This is a genomic window from Pseudoalteromonas sp. JC28, from assembly GCF_013319255.1.
Taxonomy (GTDB): domain Bacteria; phylum Pseudomonadota; class Gammaproteobacteria; order Enterobacterales; family Alteromonadaceae; genus Pseudoalteromonas.
On sequence record NZ_QOKX01000001.1, the window covers coordinates 752,756 to 777,584 of the forward strand.

18 protein-coding genes are annotated in these 24,829 nt (G+C 43.5%); all 18 read left to right on the forward strand.

Features of this window, described 5'->3' with window-relative positions:
- Window positions 1–57 precede the first annotated feature (57 nt).
- Window positions 58–459: a type VI secretion system baseplate subunit TssE gene (gene tssE, locus DS891_RS03260; protein ID WP_010604823.1), complete on the forward strand. Its 402-nt coding sequence runs from the start codon at window positions 58–60 to the stop codon at window positions 457–459.
- Window positions 459–2,183 (forward strand): type VI secretion system baseplate subunit TssF, encoded by a 1,725-nt coding sequence (tssF, locus tag DS891_RS03265; protein WP_039495808.1) that lies wholly within the window; start codon window positions 459–461, stop codon window positions 2,181–2,183. Before tssE ends, tssF begins: the two co-directional genes overlap by 1 nt.
- Window positions 2,184–3,149, forward strand: coding sequence for a type VI secretion system baseplate subunit TssG (gene tssG / locus DS891_RS03270; protein ID WP_227387105.1), 966 nt, complete (start codon window positions 2,184–2,186; stop codon window positions 3,147–3,149). It begins immediately after the preceding gene.
- A 28-nt stretch (window positions 3,150–3,177) separates the two neighbouring features.
- Entirely contained in the window at window positions 3,178–5,865 is a 2,688-nt protein-coding gene (gene tssH, locus DS891_RS03275; protein WP_174168830.1) for a type VI secretion system ATPase TssH, read from the forward strand.
- Window positions 5,866–5,891: 26 nt separating this feature from the next.
- Window positions 5,892–7,931, forward strand: a complete 2,040-nt coding sequence (locus DS891_RS03280) for a type VI secretion system Vgr family protein (protein WP_174168831.1) — start codon at window positions 5,892–5,894, stop codon at window positions 7,929–7,931.
- Window positions 7,932–7,947: 16 nt separating this feature from the next.
- Window positions 7,948–8,370, forward strand: coding sequence for a hypothetical protein (locus DS891_RS03285; protein WP_174168832.1), 423 nt, complete (start codon window positions 7,948–7,950; stop codon window positions 8,368–8,370).
- Window positions 8,371–8,387: 17 nt separating this feature from the next.
- A complete protein-coding gene (locus DS891_RS03290; RefSeq protein WP_174168833.1) occupies window positions 8,388–9,539 on the forward strand; it encodes a hypothetical protein in 1,152 nt (383 codons plus the stop codon).
- Entirely contained in the window at window positions 9,526–10,566 is a 1,041-nt protein-coding gene (locus DS891_RS03295) for a DUF2169 domain-containing protein (protein ID WP_211200958.1), read from the forward strand. Before DS891_RS03290 ends, DS891_RS03295 begins: the two co-directional genes overlap by 14 nt.
- Window positions 10,556–11,458 (forward strand): hypothetical protein, encoded by a 903-nt coding sequence (locus DS891_RS03300; protein WP_174168834.1) that lies wholly within the window; start codon window positions 10,556–10,558, stop codon window positions 11,456–11,458. Before DS891_RS03295 ends, DS891_RS03300 begins: the two co-directional genes overlap by 11 nt.
- Window positions 11,455–12,477: a DUF4150 domain-containing protein gene (locus tag DS891_RS03305; RefSeq protein WP_174168835.1), complete on the forward strand. Its 1,023-nt coding sequence runs from the start codon at window positions 11,455–11,457 to the stop codon at window positions 12,475–12,477. Before DS891_RS03300 ends, DS891_RS03305 begins: the two co-directional genes overlap by 4 nt.
- Window positions 12,474–16,283, forward strand: coding sequence for a toxin VasX (locus DS891_RS03310; RefSeq protein ID WP_174168836.1), 3,810 nt, complete (start codon window positions 12,474–12,476; stop codon window positions 16,281–16,283). The genes DS891_RS03305 and DS891_RS03310 overlap by 4 nt, the downstream gene beginning before the upstream one ends.
- A gap of 13 nt (window positions 16,284–16,296) precedes the next feature.
- Window positions 16,297–17,259, forward strand: coding sequence for a hypothetical protein (locus DS891_RS03315; protein ID WP_174168837.1), 963 nt, complete (start codon window positions 16,297–16,299; stop codon window positions 17,257–17,259).
- A 49-nt stretch (window positions 17,260–17,308) separates the two neighbouring features.
- On the forward strand, window positions 17,309–18,160 hold the full coding sequence (locus DS891_RS03320; RefSeq protein WP_368032159.1) for a hypothetical protein: 852 nt from the start codon (window positions 17,309–17,311) through the stop codon (window positions 18,158–18,160).
- Window positions 18,135–18,407 (forward strand): hypothetical protein, encoded by a 273-nt coding sequence (locus tag DS891_RS03325; protein ID WP_254605660.1) that lies wholly within the window; start codon window positions 18,135–18,137, stop codon window positions 18,405–18,407. Before DS891_RS03320 ends, DS891_RS03325 begins: the two co-directional genes overlap by 26 nt.
- 51 nt (window positions 18,408–18,458) lie before the next feature.
- Window positions 18,459–19,310 (forward strand): hypothetical protein, encoded by an 852-nt coding sequence (locus DS891_RS03330; RefSeq protein ID WP_254605661.1) that lies wholly within the window; start codon window positions 18,459–18,461, stop codon window positions 19,308–19,310.
- Complete coding sequence (locus DS891_RS03335; protein WP_254605663.1) at window positions 19,285–19,557, forward strand: hypothetical protein; 273 nt, start codon at window positions 19,285–19,287, stop codon at window positions 19,555–19,557. The genes DS891_RS03330 and DS891_RS03335 overlap by 26 nt, the downstream gene beginning before the upstream one ends.
- A gap of 136 nt (window positions 19,558–19,693) precedes the next feature.
- Entirely contained in the window at window positions 19,694–22,408 is a 2,715-nt protein-coding gene (locus tag DS891_RS03340) for a DUF5666 domain-containing protein (RefSeq protein ID WP_174168838.1), read from the forward strand.
- Between the two features lie 319 nt (window positions 22,409–22,727).
- The gene (locus tag DS891_RS03345) at window positions 22,728–24,767 is read left to right on the forward strand and encodes a bifunctional 2',3'-cyclic-nucleotide 2'-phosphodiesterase/3'-nucleotidase (protein ID WP_102056837.1); all 2,040 of its coding nucleotides are present in this window, start codon (window positions 22,728–22,730) and stop codon (window positions 24,765–24,767) included.
- Window positions 24,768–24,829 lie beyond the last annotated feature (62 nt).

A 24,829-nucleotide genomic window follows, 5' to 3' on the forward strand; every position in this document is an offset into this window, starting at 1 on the left:
TGGCCTCCTTTTCAAGCTTACACTAGTTCGCGCAATGAATAGAGAGCGTATTTTTCTATGGCCTTATTTGATTTGCTAGCTCAACCATCACGCCAAGCCTATAGCGATAACAATTTATCGCATCTAAGCGACAGCGTATGTAAACACCTAACGCAACTGTTGAATGCGCGTAGGGGAGTGCTTGAGCACTTAAGCGATTATGGTTTACCGGATGTGGAAGATTTATATGAAGGGCTACCTTATTCACAGCAAACACTTGCCAATGAAGTAAAAAGAACCATAGAAAAGTACGAACCAAGAATTACCAACCTCATCGTTCGACCCATCGACATAAAAGAGGAAAACTGTGTGATTCGATTTGAGATAAGAGCGCAATTAAAAACCGGCGAGATAATCAGATTGAATACTAAGTTTGCATCAGGTGGTAAAGCAAACGTCAATGCAGGAGGAGCAGACTAATGGATATGCAGCAATATTTTGATGCGCAAATGAGGCTGTTAACACAAGCAGGTAAACAATTTGCTCAGCAGTATCCCGAACACGCCGGCTTTTTAAATATTGACGCATTAAAGGATAGAGATCCTCATGTTGAGCGCTTGCTCGAAGGAGTCGCTTACTTAACAGCATTTACGCAAAAGCGATTGGACGAAACGCTACCTGAAGTGTCTGAGCAGGTACTCAGACAGATTTGCCCAATATTATTAAACTACTATCCGTCTACGACGGTGCTAGAGTTTGCGCCAAAACTCACCATGCAAGGACTGGTGAGTGTGCCAAAAGGCGCGAAAATATCTTCCCATAAAAGTGACAACGCGCCTGTGGCTTGTCACTTTACTACCACCGCAGAAACGAAAGTGCTGCCGTTTGAGATCTACTCTGTGGACTATCATGAGATCCACACTGGTGCAACGTTAAACTTGCACCTCAAGCGGTTAGGCCAAGGCAGTTTAGATGATTACGATCTCTCTAAATTGCGGGTGTATTTACGTGGAGACACGCCGCTTTGTGCCAGTCTTTATCAAATGATGAAGAATCCAAATGCAGCGATAGAGGTTGAGACAGGAAAGCTTGGCAGTACGACGCAATATACCTTGAACAAGTCAAAAATTGATGCGGCTTTTCATAAAGACAGCACCGGAATGCTGCCGAATAGCGAACAGAGTCATCCCGCATATGCGTTGCTGCTTGATTACTTTAACTCTCGTGAAAAGTTCTATTTTGTTGAACTAACGGGACTGGATACGCTAAATATTGATCCAGACACTAATACTATCAGCATCAAAATAGCCAGTGATATTAAATTGCCGCCCGGTAACAAAGTAAACGCGGATAATATCCTGCTTAACTGTGTACCTGCGGTAAATATCTATCCTGTAGATGCCGAGCCTATCCGAGTCAGTGAAAACCAAACAGAGTACCAATTGCATCCAGTGCAAAATAAACTTGGAGAGAGTTTTTGTTATAGCGTGAAGTCGGTACAAGGCGCAAGCAGTAGCACTGGAGAAGCCATCGACTTTGTTTCTCGGTATAGCACGGTATATGAAGATAACGCCCATTTGTATTCACTGATAAGCCGTGATATTGGCGGGGTATCGCCACAGACGTACATTCAGCTTTCAATGCAAGAAGTGGGTGATATTACTACTTTATCGACTGATCTGTTGGCACATAACGCGGCGTGGCCAAGGCAAACACTGCAAGAAGGCGATATCAATGCGCAAAGCGCTGATGTGCCGTCGGTACTTAGCGTTAAAAATGTCGTAAGGCCGAGCAAGTTGCTTAATTCTCCTGATCAGGCTTTACATTGGCAGCTCATTAGCTTGTTGAATATGCGTTTCTCTCAGCTTGCGGAGCCAACCCAGCTGAAAAAGCTATTGGCGCTGTTTGATTGGTCGGAGCGCTCTGAAAATCGAAATCGTATCGAGAGCATCCAAGGCGCTGAGTCTAAACCTATCTCATTGCTACAAAAGGGCGTGTTTGTTAAAGGAATAGAGATACACTTAACCCTAAACGAAAAGAGCTTTGTTTGTACAGCCGACGCTTACCATTTTTGCGATGTGTTGCATCAGTTCTTTAAACTATATGCACCAATCAACGAGTGCTTAAAAACCCGAGTGACGCTGCTGCCAAGTTACCACGAGTGGGAGTGGGATGTGACTGCAGGCGATAGTTATCAGGTGTAAATGATGGAGCAGCAAAACCAACCTATTTGGGCAAAACTGCCAGAGCCAATCGCTAAATTGATGGCAACACCTTGGCGTTTTAGTTTGTACAAGGCGCTAACGCTTATTGAACAGCACTGGGCTAGCAATAACGAGTTACAAAGTGGCCACAGTCATCGCGTTGAAATTGCACCGTATAAAGAACTTGGGTTTCCAGCGTCAGACGTTAGACGCTGTGAATTGCAAGTAAGGCAACGAGGTAAACTGAGGCTCGAAACATCATTTCTCGGTTTATATGGCGTTGACGCTGCGATGCCGCACTACTTGTTAGAACAAGCCGCAGGAGACGAGGAGATAGGTGCTAGAACGCGTGCATTTTTAGATCTCTTTAATCATGTATTGTATTGCCAGCTATTTCAAAGTTGGAAGAAATCTCAGATAAACCTTGCGGGCATAGGTGCGCAGCAATTTGATCAAATAGTTGCTGCAGTATTTGAAAATAACCAGTCAGATAAGAGCAAATTAAACCTAATTAGTGCCAAACAAACCAGCGCAGCTGGGCTTGAGCAAGTATTAAAGCAAGCGCTACAAGACGAAAGCTTAACGATTAAAGATAATATCGTTGAGTGGGAAGGAATTACCGAAGCGGGTAAGTTAGGGTCAAAACAAAGCGGCTTTTCGTTGGGCGGCAATGGCATATTGGGCAAACGTGTATTGGTGACGGGCAATCGTATTTGCATTGAGCTAGGTCCAATGGACGAGGCTGAGGCGCAGCTATATGAGCCCGGTGGTGTAAAAGCCAAACGTTTATCACAATTATTAAATTGGCACACCTCAACCAAAATGAATTGGCAACTGGTAGTGCAGATCAATCGCCAAGCACGCGAGGGAACTCGGTTAGGAGCTGGCAAGCTTGGGATAAGTTGTGCGATAGGTAAAGTTAACGCACGCGTAGAGAAGAAAATATATTCACAATCACAGTTTTAATGCGAACGGGAATAGCAAGGATTAAAAGATGGACGCAACAGGCATAAAGAATCTCATAGACAAACTCAATCATCACAGCGCGACAGCGTTAGAAGCCGCGGCTGGATTCGCAGCGAGTCGAAAGCATTTTGAAGTGCTACCAGAGCATTACCTATTAAAGTTAATGGAAGAGCACAATGACGGCGATGTTGCGAAGATCTTACCTTTCTTCGAAGTTGATCAAGACGCATTGTGGAATAGTGCACTCGAGTTTATCAATCAACAAGATGCTGGCAACCCGAGCAAGCCGGTTTTTTCCCGTCGTCTCTATGAGTGGTTAGAAAAAGCGTGGCTCAGTGCAAACATGCGCCATCAGAATGATTGGATCACAGGAGCTGCGCTTATTGACTCGTTCAAAGACATGGCGATATACAGCCCTGCATTTGGGCTGGCACGCGAGTTCGACAAGATTGATACACACTTCTTAAAGCAGAATTTAAATAAGATTTGTAAAGGCTCGACTGAGCGCCAAGTATTTAGTAAGCCAAATGCTGACAACACGGTGTCGAATAGTCGCTCACAAGGTGAAAGCGCGCTAGAAGCATTTTGTGAAGACCTCACTGAAAAAGCACGTTCTGGTGCAATTGACCCAGTCCTTGGGCGCAACGAGGAGATCCGCCTCGCTATTGATGTGTTGTGTCGTCGCCGTAAAAATAATCCAATCTTTGTCGGTGAACCTGGGGTTGGTAAAACGGCAGTGGTAGAAGGACTTGCTCAGCGCGTAGTTGAAGGGCAAGTTCCGCCAGAACTTAAAGAAGTTAAGATCTGCGTACTAGATATGGGTCTGCTACAAGCTGGAGCAGGTGTAAAAGGTGAATTTGAGCGTCGTCTTAAACAAGTCATTGATGAAGTAAAGCGTTCAGCGACCCCCGTTATCTTATTTATTGACGAAGCGCATACCTTGATTGGTGCTGGTGGCGACGCTGGCATGGGAGATGCCGCAAACCTACTAAAACCTGCGCTTGCACGTGGAGAAGTAAGAACACTTGCTGCAACGACATGGAGCGAATATAAAAAATATTTTGAGCGCGATGCTGCGCTTGAGCGCCGTTTTCAATTAATTAAAGTCGATGAACCAACCGAGCAAGCTGCGAAGCTCATGCTCACGGGGCTGAAAGATAAATACGAAAAGCACCACCAAATTCAAATCACAGACAGTGCAATTGAAGCCGCGGTTACTTTATCTGCACGATATATCACAGGTAGACAATTACCTGACAAAGCCATTGATGTACTAGATACCGCCGCTGCTATGGTCAGAATGGGACCGGCAACATCGCCTGTGGTGATTGATAAAGCCAAAGAGCAGATCCGTTACTATCAAAGCAGAATTGAACGTTTGGCAATCGAGTCAAAGCTTGGGATTGCAGATCAAACTTGTATTCAAAGCCTCACCGATGCGCTTACACAAGCCCAAGAGCAGCTTGCTGAGCTTGAGCAAAGTCGTGAGCTGCAAATTGATACTTATAATGCCTTACACGGTGCAAGTGACGAAGAGAAACCTGCGATTAGACAAGCGCTTGCTGCGTTAAATCAAGATGATAATGCAATTTTCTCTGAAGTGACCAGCGATACGGTAGCGCAAGTGATCGCAAGTTGGACTGGGATCCCTGTCGGTAACATGGTGAAAGACGAGCTGGAGAGCTTACTTAAGCTTGAGCAATCACTGGCACAAAGCGTTGTGGGTCAAAATGCTGGATTGACTGCGATTGCACAAACCTTACGGGTTGCAAAAGCGGGTGTATCGGCGTCGTCTGGCCCACTGGGCGTATTCTTATTAGCGGGTCCTTCAGGGGTTGGTAAAACCGAAACCGCAAAACACATAGCCGAACTACTATTTGGTGGTGAAAAATTCTTAACCACGATAAACATGAGTGAATATCAAGAAGCACATACGGTATCACAACTCAAAGGCTCGCCACCGGGTTATGTAGGCTATGGTGAAGGCGGGGTGTTGACCGAAGCGGTGCGCCAACGTCCATATTCTGTGGTGTTACTTGACGAAGTGGAAAAAGCCCACGCAGATGTCATGAATATGTTTTACCAAGTGTTTGAAATGGGTGTAATGCGTGATGGTGAAGGGCGTGAAATCGATTTTAGAAACACGGTTATTATCATGACTTCTAATTTAGGGGCTGAGCAAATCATCAATGCTTGTACACCAGAAACCGAGCAGCAGGCCATGCAAAAAATGGTGGATGGGATCATTCAGCAAGGCGTACCTGAAGATGAAGAAGCACAAGACAACAACGAGGAAGAAACACCGTTTGAGAGACCGAGCTTTCAGCAGCTAGTCAGCTTAATTAAGCCAAACTTGCTCGCGCATTTTGCACCTGCGCTTTTAGCACGTATGCAGGTTGTGCCTTTCTTCCCGCTTGATACCGATGTGTTAAAACATATTGTGGCACTAAAGCTTGAAAAGGTCGCAGCACGACTTCGTGACAATCACGCAATACAACTGCGCGTAGATCAAACAGCGCTAGATTATCTAGCCGATAAATGCGCTATGTCTGATAGCGGCGCACGATTGGTTAACGCAACAATTGAACAACAAATTTTACCTGGGATCGCTCGCTCAATTTTGGGCTTTATGAGCGAAGAAGATATGCCAGATCTGCTGACGCTGACACTGGATGAAAATGGTGAAATTGAAGCCGTATTCGCCGACTTAAGTTAACGGTAGATACGAGTAAGGAGACAAAAATGGAAATGTTCGCATCACTTGCCGATAAACTACCTAAGGCAAACGAGAGTCACTTTGCAATCGAAATTGCGGGGTTGTCTGGGAGTTTATTTAAAGTATTGAGTTTTGAATCACAGAATGACAGCTTATGCAGCGACTACCGCTTCGATATTGAGGTGTTAAGTGAAGAGCTAATTGAGCCTGATCTAGTGATTGGTAAAGATGTTACATTTTCCATTACATGGGCTATGTCTGACAGAACGGTTTCGGGGATTATTACCGAATATATCTGCCATGGTCGCAGTCATCAAGGCTACGTGTATACCTTATCCTTTCAATCACTTTTGGTGTTGCTCAAGCATCAACGATCTAATCGCGTTTTTACCGACATGTCTGCGGATGCCATCGTTAAAAGTGTGTTAGACAAGGCTGGGTTCCCGTCAGGAAAATTGCAACTAAAGGCATCATCACCTTCCCTTGCTATGACAGTACAGTATGATGAAAGTGATTTTGACTTTGTAACGCGTCTAATGCGCCGCTACGGTTTTGTTTACGGCAGCACAGAGTCAACGGGTAGCCAAGCCAACCTATCGGTATTTGCCAGCAGCAGTGATTTTTCTTCAGAGATGGAAGAGATCACTTTGCCTTATGCGTCACCCACCGGACAGGTAAGACCGAGCGAGTCTGTCTTTGCCTTTTCTAAAAAAGCGAGTTTACTAAATAGCGGCTTTAGGCTGTATGACGAAGACTATGAAAAAGGCTGCGCACTGTCTGTAAATAGCAATAATCAAACAGAGGTTGGCGGCTTTGGTGAAGACAGTATATTCGCTGAAAACTTCATGACTGAAGGAGATGGCGATGCACTTACCAAAGTGCACCAGCAAAGTATTGATTGTCAGCGAAATCTTTTTGTAATCGATACTGACTGTCGAGCGCTTCGTCCAGGTGTCGCTTTAACCATAACCGATCACCCTAATTACAGCGGTCGTTACTTAGTGGTGTCTGTTGCTCATAAAGGCTGTCAAGGTGGCAGCGTTGAATATGGCTCCAAGGTAAAAGGCTTAACCTATAAAAACCAAGCGACGATCATCCCAATTGATGTGCAGTTTAAAGCGCCTGTGGTTAAGCGTAAAAAGGTCTTTGCATCGTTTAATGCCACGATTGAGCAAGAAGTGGATGACAAAGGGCGCTATAAAGTCAAGCTGCCATTTAACCAAGATGGTGAAGGGGAAGAGAGTAAACCGACTCGACTTATGCAGCACTATGGTGGACCTGGCGGGCACGGCATACACTTTCCTCTAAACAAAGGAACTGAGGTTATGGTGGCGGGCGAAAATGGTGACTTAGACAGGCCAGTTATTCTCGGTGCACTATTTAACGATGAAGCGCTAAGCCCGGTAACTGCAGAGAATGCCACTGAAAATAAATTGGTGACAAAGGCAGAAAACACCTTGTTGATGGATGACAAACAAGGCGAAGAGAAAATTCAATTGTTCACCAAATCGCAAGAAAATATACTCGAATTTAATGCCACCGAAGGTAGCGAATTTATCAAGCTTGAAACCAAAAAAGGTTACATCGATATTAAATCGAAAGAAGCGATGACGCTGCAATCACAAGCGAATATTGTGGCACAAGCCGACAAAGAAATAAGCATTCGCGCAGAAGATGCTGTTTATATCCAAAGTATTGAGTCCAATATTGAGATCAATGCCAAAGAGGCTATTCAACTCACCGCAGATACCGACATTAAAATTCAGTCTGCTGATAGCAATATTCAATTCGAAGCGCAGCAATCCATTAATCTAGAGGCCGCGCAAGACATCAGTTACTTCAGTGTTGACGGTAACGTCGAGCTTGCGGCGCAAAATGGTAACTTGACCATCAATGCCGATAGAAACATTTCTATCGTTGGCCAAGGTAGCGGCTCAATTCAGCTTTCTCAAGGCGGCGGTAAAATAGAAATTGATGCGGCAGGTAATATTACCATTGATGCGAACAACTTGAACTTAAGCGCCAGCAACATTTCAGTGTCTGGCTCTGCAATTAGCCATAACTAAGCAGGGAGCAAAGTCTATGAAAACCAATGTCGTACAATTTCCACCATCGTTGAGTAACATCGTATGGCGTGTATCTGCCATTGATAAATTAGGCAAAGTGTTACGAGTGAAGTGTGACGGATCTAATGTAGAAATGAAGGTTAAAGGTCAATTAGACAGTGTGACACGCGTAAGTATTGACGATGAAGTGTTGCTACATAGCGTGGCAATGCCTATCGTTATTGGTCGCTTAGCTGCACCGCAAGACTTTCCGGCGGCGTCGGTGACAAATAACAACGGCACCGTGGTGTTAAATGGCGAGCAAGAAGTCTGTGTCAAAACCAAAAATGGCAGCATTGCGATCAACGGCAATGGTGAGATACAGCTTGAAGGTAAACTGTTAAACGCCGATATTGAGCAAGATCTCAGCCTCCAAGGCTGGCCAATTCGATTAAATTAAGCTGATACGGTGTGACTATGTTTTTAGCTGCAACCAAATTGGCCGTTCACCGTCAGCAACTCAAGTCGCTTTGGCGTCATTATCAAAAGTTTAATGCACGCCAAGTAGTTGAGACTGGGCGTTTACATGCTCTTGAAAAACAACTATTAAATCATGTGTATACCTTAGCTGCGACGGACGAAGAACACTGGATAAATCGCTCCCAACTAGATTGTATCGCGCATGGGTCGATTGATGATGTATTTACGTTAACCCAAGAGATTGACTCACCTCAGCTGTTGTTACTTATTAACCATCTTTTTGGGACAAGAGCGCTTGAAGCCCAAGCTAGTGAAATCATCACGGCGATTAACAGCGAGCCTGCGCTTGCTGAGCTGCTCATTCATAACTTGTCAGCATGGCGCATTGATTTTGGTGATGCACTCAGACAGCGAATTTTATCAACAGATGAAAATTGGCCTACGAGCCTTATCTATTTAGCATTTAGTACGGCTAACTTGTCGCGCCACCAACTCATGGCCGCACTTGAACATAGCAACCCTGAAATTGCCTACACGGCATTGGTGAATATGTGGCTGTGTAATACAGAGCAACTTTCAGAGCACTTAGTGAAGCGGTTTGCGATGACCGATGATGCCGCGCTAAAAGCAAAACTATTGCAGCTGGCAGGTTTACTCGATGAGCCAAAATGGGATGAACCATGCTTACTTTATTGTCAGCATAATCCAAGCTACATTGCAGAAGTATTTCCGTACTTTTCTCATACCCGTTCGTTACAAAATCTAGTTAAGTTACTCGAAGCCCCCAGTACCGCTCGTCCGGCTTACGAGGCGTGGAAACAAATCACCGATCTCGACTTGCCTGAAGAATTCGCAATAAGTGATGCGCAAACTGGCATTAAATCTCAAAAATCGCAAAAATTACCCAGTTTTAAGCAAGCAGAATACGAACGCCAAGCCCTAATTACAGCAAATACCCAACATCAACTCGCAGGGCGTAAAGTCTCTGAGCCAGCGGCTTGGTTACAACAGGGATTGGCTGGCCTTGCTATACAGCGCAAGCTTTCCAAAATTTCCTCGCATGCACTTGGCGCTGCGCTTTTTTACATGCCGATGGCTTATCTTCAATGGCAATCAGTAAAGCAGGAGTTGAACCATGCTAGTGAATGAATCCGAGTGGCAAAGTAGCACGGTTGAGGCTTGGGATGAGGAAAAAGATCCCATCGTAGTCATCGCTGTGAAGCAAAACTTTGAATACGACGTAAATGGTAATGTGTATCCCGATCCAACTGGAGCGCCTGTTGTACTTGCTGATGACTTCGACGGTGAAGGGCTTGAAGCCTGCCTAACCGCCGTTAGCGAAGTTCAGCCCTATAAAACCGGTTTTGAAGTATACGGCGAATTGACCTGTTTTCCACCAACCGACAAGCAAGCGCGAGTGATTGAAGTTGGACTAAAACTCGGCTGTAACGACAGGGTATTTGTTGATAAATTACTTCGAGTTACTGGTGAGCGTGTGTGGAAGCGATCGCTATTCGGGCCCGTGGCGAGCGATCCACAAGTATTATCGTCCTGTGTATTAAATTATCAACTTGCCTATGGCGGCACAAGTCCGTCGGATGAAGAACAAGTTTCTACCCAAAATCCCCTCGGTCGTGGTTATAAGCTCAAAAATAAAGAAGCGAAAGGCCAGCCATTGCCACAAGTGGAGTATGCTAATCAGGTATTAAAAAAGCCGAGCCACGACACTGCGGTTGCAAGCTTTGCAGCGATCCCACCATTTTGGTCGCCAAGGGTGGATAAACTTCCTGAGGTTGACGAATCCCAAGCTTTAGCGGGCAAGTTCCCATTTAAAGCAGCAGTCCCTGCTGCGCATTATCAAGTCGCACCGCAAGACCAACAAACTTCAAACCCATTTAGTGATGGCTGGTGGATTGACATGATGGGCTTGACGCCAGATTTACCTTATGGACAAAGCCTAAAGCTAACGTTGCCCAGAATCGTACCTCGCTGTCGTTTGGTTAATGGCCCAGACGCCACGCCTATTGATATGCAGTGTGATACGCTGGTAATTGACTCGCAAACACAGCAGTTTTCATTAATATGGCGAGGAAGGGTAAAAAAGAGCCAAACAGGCAGTAACAGCGTGTTCTTAGTCGAAGTGGCACAAACTCAAGGAGTGGCACATGCAGTTTGAATTAATCGCGCTAGAAACCCCAACCGGTAACCATCCTAGTGCTTTATATACCGCGGTCGCAAATAACATGCGCTTTTGCTCGCCAAGCAAAGCCATTGTTAGGTACGATATAAGCCTCGACGCGCCATACTTGCGCGCACAAATCGAAGAGATCTCGGTCACGTTACGTAAAGACCGCTGTTTAACCATTCTAGAATCTTTATTAAGCCAGACTAAGCAACGGCTTGATGGCAGTGCCAACGCGTGGGACGGCACCATTAATCTAATTACTGGCTACGCAAAATCAGAAGAGCCATATATCGAAGTGTCTGATGTTAGGACGCTTTGTGACCATATTGAGCTGAACGTTGATGATATTCAGTTGCATAAAACGCTTGATATTGATTCGCTCTCGCCAAATAGTCTCTATGTATTTGTAGATAGTTGCGTTGGTTATGATGAAGCGTCAAAACCAAACTGGGTAGGCAAGCTACAAGTTGTTGGCGGCCCTGAAGGTATTGTATTAAGTGAAGGCGGTTGCGTACTGCTTGGTACAAGCGCTAGTAAGACTTCATGCCAAACCAAAGCATATCAGGGCGGCTTAGGTGAGCTATTAAAAGAGCTGCACGCGGAGATAAACGAGCCTTATATTTCGACCCGCTTACTCAGTGAGCAGTGGCAAAGAGAATGGCTCAATGCCAGCCGCGCCTTGTACCAAGAGTATGACGCGTTAATAGAGCTAAACAACACTGCAAATACCATTGGGTATATTGGCGCTGGCCATAATGCAATGGGACTTGCGGTTGCCAGTAGTTATCTACATAACCCGTTAAATAGCCATATTGACAGAGTGTGGCTGATCACAGAGCAAGAAAAACCACAATTAATCTCAGTAACAAGGAGTGTGTTATGAGCTTTATCGCGGCAGTAAAAGGAAAAGAGCCAGATTCGATTCAGTACGATCAAGATGCCATGTCTGCGACGCTTCGAGTAGGCGGGAGTGTGTCGTGGCGACATAATAATCCTGCATTGTTAAAGCTTACTATCGCAGCGAAAAATAATGGCGCCATTGGCTGTGTAAATGGGATAGCCGTATTTCCTGACAAAGCCAGCGGTGAAAACGCATTTATAGATGAGATTGCGCGCGCTAAATATGGCGATATGATGCTGGGTGAAATGATAACCGAGTTTGCCAGTGACTATATTGTCCCACCGCCTAAGTGGAACGATGAAAAAAACGAGCCAATTCTACCTCATCAAGAGCCAGAGACTGGCATGGATATGCACATGCCCATTGACAACGCTCGGGCATTTTTAGATTTGGTTGAGCGCAAAATAGGATGGCAAGCTGGCACTGAGGAACAAATCGAAAAAGACACAGATAGCGAAGCACAGCAAGTCGGTATCGTAAGCGGCCAAAACGTATTAATTAATGGTCGCACCGCAGTTCATAAAGACAGTGGTGGCATGCTAAATACCATAGATGTGTGCTGGACTAAGATTGGTAAAGTTGTTGTGCCAATCCCTTATAGCAATCTCGCCAAATCGGGTGATGCAGCGAGCACGGCAAGCTCAGTAAAAATCAATGGCAATCCCGCAGCAAATATCAAAAGTAACTTTTCAAAAAGCACCGGTGATCAACCCGGTAAAAAGAAAGGCATTGCCAGTGGCACAATCAAAGGCAAAGCAGAGTTTATTACCAGCTCTTTTGATGTGTATATCGAAGGAAAACCCGCCGTGCGCCAAGGAGATCTTATGATCTCTAACAGTAAAAACACGCCACCTTCTCCCTTGAATCAACCGGGCGGTGCGACCCCTAGCTCACTGTCAGTGGCGAAAAGAGATGCAACCCCCGATAAATCAGGAAGTAAAAAGTTAAAAGTAAGCGTATCAGGTAAAGAGTATTACAAGGATGGAGTGAAACTAGGATGAGTGATTTTACAGTACCAGACTTAACGAATCTTGAAACTGCTCACAGAGAGCTGGTTTTTGAAGGGCTAGCAAACGACCAAGAGAAAGTGTCTTTGATGGTTGCTGATACTAACCCAGATCTTGGCACCTCGGGATACTACAAAATACCACTTGGTACTTCTTCGGCGAATGACACTGCACAAGATGCAGAAGTGGAGTTGGTCCATATTTATCCGTTGAGAATGGGGATAGACGGAGAAGATCAGCTAAGAGAAGGATTTATCTATATTTACGTTGACGGACACTTATGGCGAGAGCTGGAAGTACTTCCAAGGGAAAATGGTGAAGGTGTCGCGTTTAAAGATGTCAATTTAGCCTTTCAAAAGGGTCATAAAGTTATTCGTGTTGCTGAATATTCTTATAAAAAAGATAACTATGGCAAAGAGTGTAGTGTAGACAATACAGAATTAGCACTTGAGATGGTTGACAAAGGTGAGCGAAAAGCCACTACAGAAGAGCTCAGTACCATCATCGTCCCAAACAAGTTGTATGGTCAACAGTGTAGTGTTGAAATTGCTTATTCAGAAACGCAATGGAGCTGGAAGCAAATTGAAGCATTTGGCGGTATGGCTGAAACGGATCCGCGTTTAAATTATGGACCAAGTGTAAAGCCCGGTCTTAACGGAGACCAAGCGACCAACAGACGTGCCAACAGAATGCAAAAACTCGATAAACTGGCAAGTTTTAAGCAGGGTTACGATAATTCGACATTACCCGATCACCTAGTTTTACCTGTTCCAGATATGTCAGGTGTGTATGTACCGGTACTAGCCGACAGTATAGGGTTAGCCCGTGACACCAGTGCCAGAGTTGCGATATATCGCAAGGAGTTGTTAAGCCTTCCGGTAACGTCAATACAACAAGATCCTGAATTTAAATCAGAGTCAAACACAGAACGTTTTGAACCTAGTCCAAACCAATTGGCAAAGCATTCGTTAGCAACTGCAATTCAGAGCACTTTCTTTCACTATCCAAAAGGAATAGAAAAGAAGAAGGCGCTCGGAGTGGAAGTTGATGAAGACGCTGAGGATCTTGCACAGCAGTATCGGGAGTATATAGAAGATAGCTTCAGCACCACTGAATTTAGAAAATATCTTCACACTGACCGCGCCTTTGAACTCGGTCTGCAAATTAATCAATCAAAAGCGAAGCTCTTTGAGATTATGAGCGACGAGCAAAAAAACAATTCTTTTTATTACTCCATTGAAGACTATGCCTACTACGATGATATACGCCGGTGCTTACTATACGCAGTATGCTCCGATGTACTCGGCCCAATAAAGGACTTAACCATTACCCTGATCAGTCATTTTGCGGTGTCAGACGATGATTTCAAAAAGTTAGATGAATTGGATGCGAATGACGTAGGGCAAGAGTGTTGGCTAAAAGTGATGGGGACGCATCCGACTGAAAGGCTAAGATTAATTGAGCTGCTCTATCCTAAAAAGATAAAGGATGAGATGACAGCGTATGAGTGCCGTCTTAAAGGTTCAAACGACGAGTTTGACACGCGCTTTGATCTTACGCTTATGCAAGATAACTTGCAGCCCTTACATGACCAAGACGCATCATATACAGATGCGGTAATACAAGTACTTCGAAGAGCCTCACAGGCGATGTGGGGATTCTTGGTGATTGGTCTCGAGGTGCCAACTGGATTAAATGCAGCGCAAGGGCAGGATATTAAATCGGTATACGGAGACCGTAAAGCTAAAGCAGAAACGCTAGCGCTTGATACAAATGCACTAAAAGATGAAAAAGTGGCACTAGAGCGCTCTATTGAAGCTAAACAAGCGGAAATTAATGCTTACATTAAAGCGCGTAACCAAATTTTAAATGCGGCTGTTGCAGGAGGGATGAATCCTGACTCAGTAGTGGCACAGCTAGACTTACAAATAAAACGCCAAGAGCAAGCATTACGTGATATCAAAAAAACTGCCTCCAATGTGCAATACCAACTAACGAATGCAAAGAGAGAGCTTAGTGCATTGTCAAGCTCTATAGAGTATGCAAAATCAGCTAGATTTGAAAACAGTGTCAGAGGGGATCTCTTTGGTCGATTTAAGCAATTAGTAGATGTTTCGACAAATGGTTTGATAAAAGAGATCAACCTATCAATTGCAGACTATTTAGATGGCAATTTACCTGAGGGATTTTTACCTCTGGATTTTCAGTCAAAAGCTGAACGAGCATCTAAGCGCCTCAGTGAGCTGGAAAAAGCGGCAGAGGCGTTTGCTGATAGTCATCAGAAGACCCCTGTAGCACACCCTTATGTCAGAACTGAGTTAGGTGGAGGACAGGTTGTTCAGCAACAGTTAGATCATATTTTGTCTCTGGATGGTACCTTGGGTGAAATTGAAAAAACACTGGAGCGACAAAAAATAAAAGCCGAATTTGCACAAAAACGCTTACAGCAAAAAGTATTGGTGTTGGATGCGAGTAGGATTGAAAAACTTGATTTCCAAGTTGAAGAAATGATAAGTGAGTTTTCGGAACTTGACAGTAAGATTGATGGAAAAAACTGGGAACTGGATAGTATTAAAAAAGAAGTGGATGCTTTGGAGAGACTATCAAAATTTAAAGTTCCCCCAAAAGTGTTTGAAACTATGCTACATGGCACTTTAGGGACTGTTGCAGTACTTGAAGTGTATAACTGTTTTAGCACGCTAGTTAAGGTTGAGGCTAGTGGGTTATCAAAAGCATCAGCAGTGTTAGATCTTGCCGATATAATTTTTAATATTGGCTTAAATATTGTGGAAAAAAAACATGGTCTGCCAACGGCACTTCAAATTAACTCAATTACCAGTCAAAAGGCTGCTGGGGTGGGTGCGAAAATAGTTTCTCGCGCTTGGTTAGTTGTCGCGGGTACCTTTCTTACCTTAATTGCAAGCTCAGTAAGTGCATATGTCGCTTTTACTGATGCACTATCAGAAAAGGAAAGCGGTGATAAAGAACTATATTTTGCCAATGTCACGTTAATGATGGGTTTTATTTCACTTGCAGCGTCTTCTTCTATAATTCTAGCCTCCTTTTTAACTCTCGGCATGGCTGCGAGTACAATTGCAACTCTTGGAGCGATCGCGAGTGTATTAGGGTTATTGGGTCTACTAATAATTTTAATCGGTGCTGGTTTACTGCTTATTTTTCATGAATCTGAAATTGAGGCTTGGCTAAATGCCTGTCCTTGGAGTAAAAAGCGCCAACAAAAATATAAAGACGATAGCAATAAGTCTTCTGCTGTAAGGGCATCAACATGGCAACAAAAAATGGAAAATGCGTTAACCGATTTTTATAGTATGTTGTACTCGCCTGCGATAAATATTCAAAGATTTTTAAGTGTGTTTAAGGTGCAGGTAAGCGCGCCACTAACCAATGAATTAGAAGGCTTTTCTGCTCGTTTCTATTGGTCAAAAGAAGGTGATGATAAAATACAGGAGATAAATCATCATCAGTTGGCCAAGCTTAGCAGTGGTTGGAAGCTATATCCTAATCGAACCGGTTATTACTTCGAGTTCACTGAAGGTAAGCTCTGTGAACTGTTAAACCTAGAAGTTGGTAGCTCTATTGAGTTGATCATAGAAGTAGAAAGTTATCCCAATGGCAAAGGTAAAAAAGTGATCGAGAGCGCTACTGAGTTGTACTCCTTGCCAACGGTGGTGACCAAAAAAGACGATGGTTATTTGATTACGAAAGGGGTTAGATACATCAAAGAACTATCCAGATTAAATCAAAAGTTCAGATTTCCTGAAAGGCCGCCAATAAGATAGAAGGAACCGAAGAATGAAAAAGATTGAAGATATGACTCAGGAAGAGTTAGATAGCTATTTGGCAAATAAAGCAAAGGAGAGAGAGCGATATTACCGAGAGGAAGCAACTGAAGAAGAAAAAGAAAGGAAAGCACAAAGAGATGCATACTTGGCTAGAGAGACAAGTTATCGTCGTAGTGGTATTTTTTATGAAGAACAAACAAAAGACCATCTCCATAACCTAAGCTATAAGGAACGACTTGCCAAGGCGGAAGAATTAAACGGTTGTAAGTTTAAAGACGCAAAACCCTGTAAAGACGCATTTGCGCCGAGAGACGATTTTGATGGCCCTAAACGCCTCTTTGGTGCTTGGAATTGTGACGGTGAAAAAGTTGCGGTAATTCGTCACCCAAGCCTAATACTTTTTAGAATGGTAATCACCATATTGTCCGCAATTGCTGGGTTTATGTTGATTGTACTGACACTGGTTGATGTATTTCCAGTAGACTATTTATACTTGAGTTTGGCTGGTCTTTTCATCACGCCTTTCTTGTTGTTTAAATTTTCTGACGCTTTACGGTTTCTTGATAACATTGAGTTTAATCGTCATACCGGGTTGGTGAGAACACCTTACACCCTGTTTAGAAAACCATTTTATATCCCAATAGAAGACCTTGAATATGTGGTGGGCGTTGAGGTGAAAAGCGCAAGAGGTGGCGGCTCGTTCCAAACGGGTTATCTAAGTTGCAGAAAATATCCTGAAAAGTTTTGGTTTGGTCACGCGATTGGACTTGGTGATGGTGGAAACCTAAACGATTGGGCTCAGATAAATCGGTTTATGGACACTACCCAACCGATAGATAGGTACTACTACGAAATTATGGAGTATCACTATAAGCTCGATAAGAACGCTCATTTTAACGGCCCATTTCCAGAGGTGATGAAAAAGTACTTTGATGCCGATGACGGCCAAGTAAACCGCTGGAAAGTGTGGTAGAGGGTTCGTATTACAAGTGCTTTAAGTAGTTAATCAAAAGGAGTTAATGGTGAAAGAGATAAAGGACATGACTCAGGAAGAGCGGAATATTTATTTAATTGAGAGGGCTAAAGAAAGAAACAGAAAGTACCGTGAAGAAGCTACCGAAGAAGAAAAAGAAGACTTCGCAAAAATTGATGTGTATATAGATAGAGAAACAGGTTATCGCCGAAGTGGTGTTTTTTATGAAGAACTACCAAAAGACTACCTCCATAACTTAAGCTATAAGGAACGCTTAGCCAAGGCTGAAGAACTAAACGGCTGTAAGTTTAAAGAAGCAAAACCCTGCAAAGACAGATTTGCGCCGAGAGACGACTTTAGTGGTGTAAGTTACCCTAGCCAATGCGATGGTCGGGTTGTTTCCGTACCGCGCTCACCGGGATTATGGTCCCTTAGGCTACATGGGTTGGTATTAGGCCCTATTATTGGGATTTGTCTGTTAGGGGTAAGTATGACAGACGACAGTATGCCAGCTTGGCATTCATGGTTGGGGCTGTTTTTACTGACTGCATTCCCTTTAATAATGTACAAAATAGGGAATGCAATTCGTATTGTGGATGCAATCGAGTTTAACCGGCATACCGGATTGGTAAGAACGCCGTACACCTTATTCAGAAAGCCATTTTATATCCCCATAGAAGACCTAGAGTATGTTGTTGGTCCAGAAGTAAAAAATATGCGAGGCAGCGCATCGATGCAAACGGGTTACTTAAGTTGTAGAAAATACCCCGAGCACTATTGGTTTGGAAATCGTATAGGTATTGCAGGATATCCCCATAGAAGACCTAGAGTATGTTGTTGGTCCAGAAGTAAAAAATATGCGAGGCAGCGCATCGATGCAAACGGGTTACTTAAGTTGTAGAAAATACCCCGAGCACTATTGGTTTGGAAATCGTATAGGTATTGCAGGAGGTGGCGATGCTCACGATTGGTCACAAATGAATAGGTTTATGGATATTACTCAACCAATTGACGAGTACTATCACAGTGCTATGGAGTATACGTTTAAAAAGAATAGAAATGCTCACGGTAACGGCCCATTTCCAGAGGTAATGAAAAAGTACTTTGATGCCGACGACTGCCAAGTAAATCGCATGGAAGTGTGGTAGGGCGTTAATCATTACAAGTGCTTTCTAGTGGTTGGCTAAAAGGAATTGGTGATGAAAAAGATTGAAGAGATGACTCAAGAAGAACTTGAAGAAATCATCAAAGAAGGCGACAAAAGAAGAGAGAGATATTATCAAGAAGAAGCTAGTGAAGCTGAGAAAAAAGAATTGGAGGAAATGCAAAGGTACTCAGAACGAAGGTTAAAATATATTAGAGAGGGAAATTTTTATGATGCGTTATCAAAAGACTACCTCCATAACTTAAGCTATAAGGAACGCTTAGCCAAGGCTGAAGAACTAAACGGCTGTAAGTTTAAAGAAGCAAAACCCTGCAAAGACAGATTTGCGCCGAGAGACGACTTTAGTGGTGTAAGTTACCCTAGCCAATGCGATGGTCGGGTTGTTTCCGTACCGCGCTCACCGGGATTATGGTCTATTAGGCTGCATGGGTTGGTATTAGGCCCTATTATTGGGATTTGTCTGTTAGGGGTAAGTATGACAGACGACAGTATGCCAGCTTGGCATTCATGGTTGGGGCTGTTTTTACTGACTGCATTCCCTCTAATAATGTACAAAATAGGGAATGCAATTCGTATTGTGGATGCAATCGAGTTTAACCGGCATACCGGATTGGTAAGAACGCCGTACACCTTATTCAGAAAGCCATTTTATATCCCCATAGAAGACCTAGAGTATGTTGTTGGTCCAGAAGTAAAAAATATGCGAGGCAGCGCATCGATGCAAACGGGTTACTTAAGTTGTAGAAAATACCCCGAGCACTATTGGTTTGGAAATCGTATAGGTATTGCAGGATATCCCCATAGAAGACCTAGAGTATGTTGTTGGTCCAGAAGTAAAAAATATGCGAGGCAGCGCATCGATGCAAACGGGTTACTTAAGTTGTAGAAAATACCCCGAGCACTATTGGTTTGGAAATCGTATAGGTATTGCAGGAGGTGGCGATGCTCACGATTGGTCACAAATGAATAGGTTTATGGATATTACTCAACCAATTGACGAGTACTATCACAGTGCTATGGAGTATACGTTTAAAAAGAATAAGAATGCTCACGGCAATGGCCCATTTCCAGAGGTGATGAAAAAGTACTTTGATGCCGATGACTGCCAAGTAAATCGCATGGAAGTGTGGTAACGACGAAAAGTCAAAGTAGGTACAAGCAAGGCGTTAGTAAAGCGCGCATTCATTTTCGGCCGTCTAGAGTGCATGTTAAGTTTTTGTGGCTAGCAGCTGCATGTACTAAATGAGCCAAAATTTAGGAGATTATATAATGGATAAAAAATGGTTGTTACCATCGTTATTGGCATCGAGTAGCCTTTTGGTTGCTTGTGGGGGCGGAAGTGGAAGTGATACCGATCCGCAACCTGGTGATAACACAGGAACTAAAGGTTCAATAAAAGTCATTGTACAAGGCTTACCTGCTGGTGCAGATGCGGGCTTAACGCTCACAGGCCCTTCTAGCTATAGCGAAGACATTACAAGCACGACTACTCTAAATGCCTTAGCAAACGGGGAGTATAAATTAACGGCGACTTCTCGTTCTGTGGATCAAGCACTCTATCAGCCAAATGAAAACTCGGTTACTGTCGATTTGAGTGGTAATGAAGAAGAAACAATCACCATTACCTACCGTACATCAGTAAGTGCACAGGGAACGGTAACTGGGTTTGGCAGTGTATACGTAAACGGTGTGCGTTATGAGACGACGCCAGATCAACAAGCAAATCTTAAAGTGGGCATGCTGATAAATCTGCAAGGTAAGCAAGGCGCAGATGGCAATTTTGCAGTAGCTGACTCTATTATCTATGACGCAACTGCTAAAGGTGTGGTGACGGCTGTCGACTACGCCAAACAAACAATCACTGTGTTGGGTCAAGAATTTAGTGTTGATAAACGTACGAAATTAGAGGTAGCTTTCACAGAAATAACGACAGGTGATTTCGTAGAGATCAGTGCGTTGCATCAAGGGCAGGGTCAGTATGTTGCTACCCGCATTGATGTGGAAGAGCAAAATGGCGAATTTGAAATTGAAGGTAAGGTTGCTGAGCTAGATCTTGATGCGAAAACATTCAAATTAGGTATGTTGACTATAGACTATAGCCAAGCAACAGAGGTTGAAGGGACGCTTGAAAACAATGCAATAGTGGAGGTGGAAGCATCAAGTTTACCTATTGACGGTGTATTACTTGCAGACAGTGTAGAGGTTGATAGCAACGAGCCAGTATCAACAGGTGCGGTCGCCAAATTTGAAGGTATTGTAACTCAAGTCAGTGACGACACCTTCGCAATCGGCGGGCACAGCTTCACATTAAATGACGACACTGATTTCAAAAAAGGGGATGATGATGACCTGCAAATCGGTATGCGCGTATTTGTGCTTGCAGTTGCAACCGAAGAAGGTTTAATCGCAAAAAAAGTACGCTTTGATAAGCACTCTGAAATCGAATTAACTGGCGTAGTAGAAGATATTGACCTTGAAGCACAGACACTAACAGTATTTGGTAGCACCTATTTTGTGGATAGCTATACCCAGTTTGAAGATGACTCGGATGCAGAAGACATCGAACTTAAACTTGAGAAGCTTAGTGTAGGTGATGTCGTAGAAATTGAGGCATTTGGTTTTGAAGGTGCCTACGTTGTGAGAGATTTAGAGCGTATCTCTGCAAGCGATTTTGACGACCAGCAAGAACATGAGGTTGAGGGAAAAATCACGGCTGTTAATGCTGGCGAGCAAACAATCACAGTAGGCAAACTTGTCTTTGCCATCAATGGTGCGACAGAGCTGGAACTTGAAGATGATGTAAACCTCACGACATTTTTTGAACAAGTGGCAGCAGGTGATATCGCGGAAGTTGATTATGTGATCCAAGGAGACTCATTGATCGCAACTAAAGTTGAAGTTGATGACAAAGACGATGACTTCGATGACCGTAGATTTGAGCTAGAAGGTAAAGTGGTTAGTTTTAATCCGGTCGACGCAACTTTTAGTGTTGATGGTAAGACAGTATTTTTTGATGGAAATACTGAGTTTAAAAACGGCTTATTTGTGATTGGCGATGAAGTTGAAGTTACCGCTATTCAGCGTGCTGATGGTTCAATCTTGGCACTCAAAATTGAAATCGAGTCTGATGATGGTATTGAACTTGAAGTCGAAGGCAAAATCACAAACTTTGTCTCAGCGTCTGAGTTCATGGTGAATGGTGTCTCTATTGCAACTGATGGCAACACGGAATTTAAAGATGGCAGTAGCAGTAACCTTGGAAACGGTGTAACGGTTGAAGTAGAAGGCGTGTTAACTGACGACAATGTATTGTTGGCTAAAAAGGTCGAGTTTGAGGAAGATGACGTTGATGAAGTCGAAATTGCAGGCTTAATTGAGGACCTAGTCAAAAACTCTGCGTTTGATTACGAGTTCAACCTTGGTGCGCAGCGCGTTCAAATTACGGCAGATACAAAGCTTAAGAATGGTAATTTTGAAAAGTTTTCAAATGGCTTGGCAGTTGAGGTTGAAGGTTACACAACCGACGGTGTCACTGTTATTGCTAAAGAGCTCAAATTTGAAGCCGTAAAATATGTGGAGGTTGAAGGTCCAATCACACAAGTTGAGACAGATGAGGCGTTTTACGTCCTTGGCCAAAAAGTCAAAGTATCTGAGCAAACTCAGTTTAAAGGTGGCAGTCAATCTGATATTGCAACAGGCAAAAACGTTGAAGTTGAAGGCTATTTAGTAACTAAAAATGGTGAAACTTATATTCAAGCTGAAAAGGTAGAGTTCGAAGACTACGCCTATTTTGAGCTCGAAGGTAAAGTTGCAAACTTGTCTGGCGACCAATTTACATTATTTGGAATGACGGTTCATGTAACCAATGACACCGTATTCAAAGATGGCCAAAAAAGTGACCTTAGTAATGATGTTAAGGTTGAAGTTACCGCTCAAATGGTCGAAGGCACGATCATCGCGCTAGAAGTCGATTTTGAAGATTAACTATTGGTAAATGTAAAAGTCACAATTAAAGCCTCCAATGTGGAGGCTTTTTTGTGTATATTTCACTTTAAAATTAATTCACTCCTCCTGACTTAGTAACGTCATATTTCTAGTACTTAACTGCCATAAAAGCTTAGCTTTCTTGACTTTTTTCCCTCGTATAGTGACACCCGCCACGCAAAACGCAACGGTTTATACTGACTCGCTGTGCTTCTAGGTTCAGCTTCTATGAAGTGGAGTAAGAAGAGACGTGACTTGGTATTGCTGAAATAACTAAACGCATGCGCACGGGTATGCAAACAAAGTAAAGAAAGGACTTATGAAAACAAAACTACTTCCAATCGCACTATTGTGCGGTGCCACAAGCATTATTACTGGTTGCTCAGATTCAGATAACAATGTTGATATAAACGTGCCGAAAGGACCTGATATTCCAAAAGAGGGCACTGCGGTGTCTTTGCGTTTACTAGAAACCACAGATTTGCATGCAAATGTATTGAACTACAACTACTTTTCAGACAAGCAAGACGACAAAGTGGGTCTAGTGAAAACCGCGGCGTTAATCCATCAAGCGAGAAGCCAAGTTAAAAATTCCATGCTAGTAGATAACGGCGACTTGATCCAAGGTAGTCCGCTTGGCGACTATATGGCGAAAATCAAAAACCTCAAAGAGGGAGAAGTTCACCCGGTTTATAAGGCCATGAACACACTAGAGTACGATGTCGCAAATATTGGTAATCATGAGTTTAACTTTGGCTTGGCGTTTTTAGACGAAGCAATCGACGATGCGAATTTTCCCTACATCAGTGCAAACGTATTTAAGGTTGATGGCGACGAAGATGAAACAAATGATGTGCCGTTATTTAAGCCTTACCTAATTCAAGAAAAGCAATTCTTTGACGAGAATGACAAACTTCAGGTGATTAAAGTTGGCTTTATCGGGTTTGTTCCACCACAAATCATGCAATGGGATAAGGCCAATCTTGAAGGCAAAGTGATAGCCAAAGACATCGTAAAAATGGCAAAACACTACGTGCCTAAAATGAAAGCTGAAGGCGCGGATATTGTCGTTGCTATTCCGCACTCAGGTCTTGATGTATCTGCCGATAAGCCAATGGCTGAAAACGCATCTTATGCCTTATCTAAGGTGGATGATATAGACGCCATTATGTTTGGTCATGCGCATGCAAACTTCCCAGGTTCGGGCTATGCAGACTTAGCGGCACATGGTGTTGATAACGATAAAGGCACAATCAATGGCGTTGCGGCTGTAATGCCTGGTTTTTGGGGAAATCACCTTGGTGTAATTGACTTAGATATCCAGTTTAAGTCAGGTAAATGGACGGTGGTTGACTCACAGTCAACGCTTAAACCAATCTATGAAACGGATGAAAATCGAAACACGATATCATTGGTTGAAAGCGATGCAGCAATTGAAGCGGTAGTGCATAGTGAGCATGCTGAAACGCGCGCATGGGTGAATGAGCCTTTTGCTAAAATCACCAACACTGTGAACAGCTATTTTGCGTTAGTGAATGACGACCCCTCAATCCAAATCGTGACTGACGCACAAGCATGGTATACAGCAAAAATAGTGCAAGGTACTGAGCTTGATGGATTACCTATTCTGTCTGCGGGTGCACCCTTTAGAGCTGGGCGTGGCGGGCCAGATGACTTTACCGCAATTCCTGCAGGTGATATCGCCTATCGTAACGTTGCAGATATGTACATTTATCCTAACGTACTTAAGGTGTTGAAGCTCAAGGGCAGCGAAGTGCGCGAATGGCTTGAAATGTCTGCAGGCCAGTTCAATCAAATCACACCGAATACTGAAGGCGTTCAAGCGCTGATCAATCCAGACTTTCCTTCATATAACTATGATGTGCTAGATGGTGTGACGTATCAAATTGATGTCACTGAGCCTGCACGCTACGCGGCAAACGGTGAAAAGGTGTCAAACGGTAACCGCATTAAGGCATTGAAGTATCAAGGTGAGTTGGTGAAGGACGACCAAGTATTCTTGGTTGCAACGAATAACTATCGTGCATCTGGTGGCGGTAATTTCCCAAATATTAAGGGAGATAAAATCGTTGTCGACTCGCCAAATGAGAACCGTCAGGTCGTTGCTGACTATATTACTTTTGTTAGCGACCAAAATGGTGCCGCAGGACTTGATCCATCGGCAGATATGAACTGGTCATTTGCACCTGTAGTTGGCGCTAATATTGAGTTTTTTAGTTCAACTAGTGCGGATGCTGAAACCTACAGTCAGCAATTTAATCATATTCTACCTACTGGCAAAACCGACGAACGAGGTTTTGCACTTTATCAGCTGGATTTAACACAACCGCTGAACTAATACACTACGCCGCCATATTTTGGCGGCTTTTTTATCGCTTCTTTTTATAATTTTCAACGGGA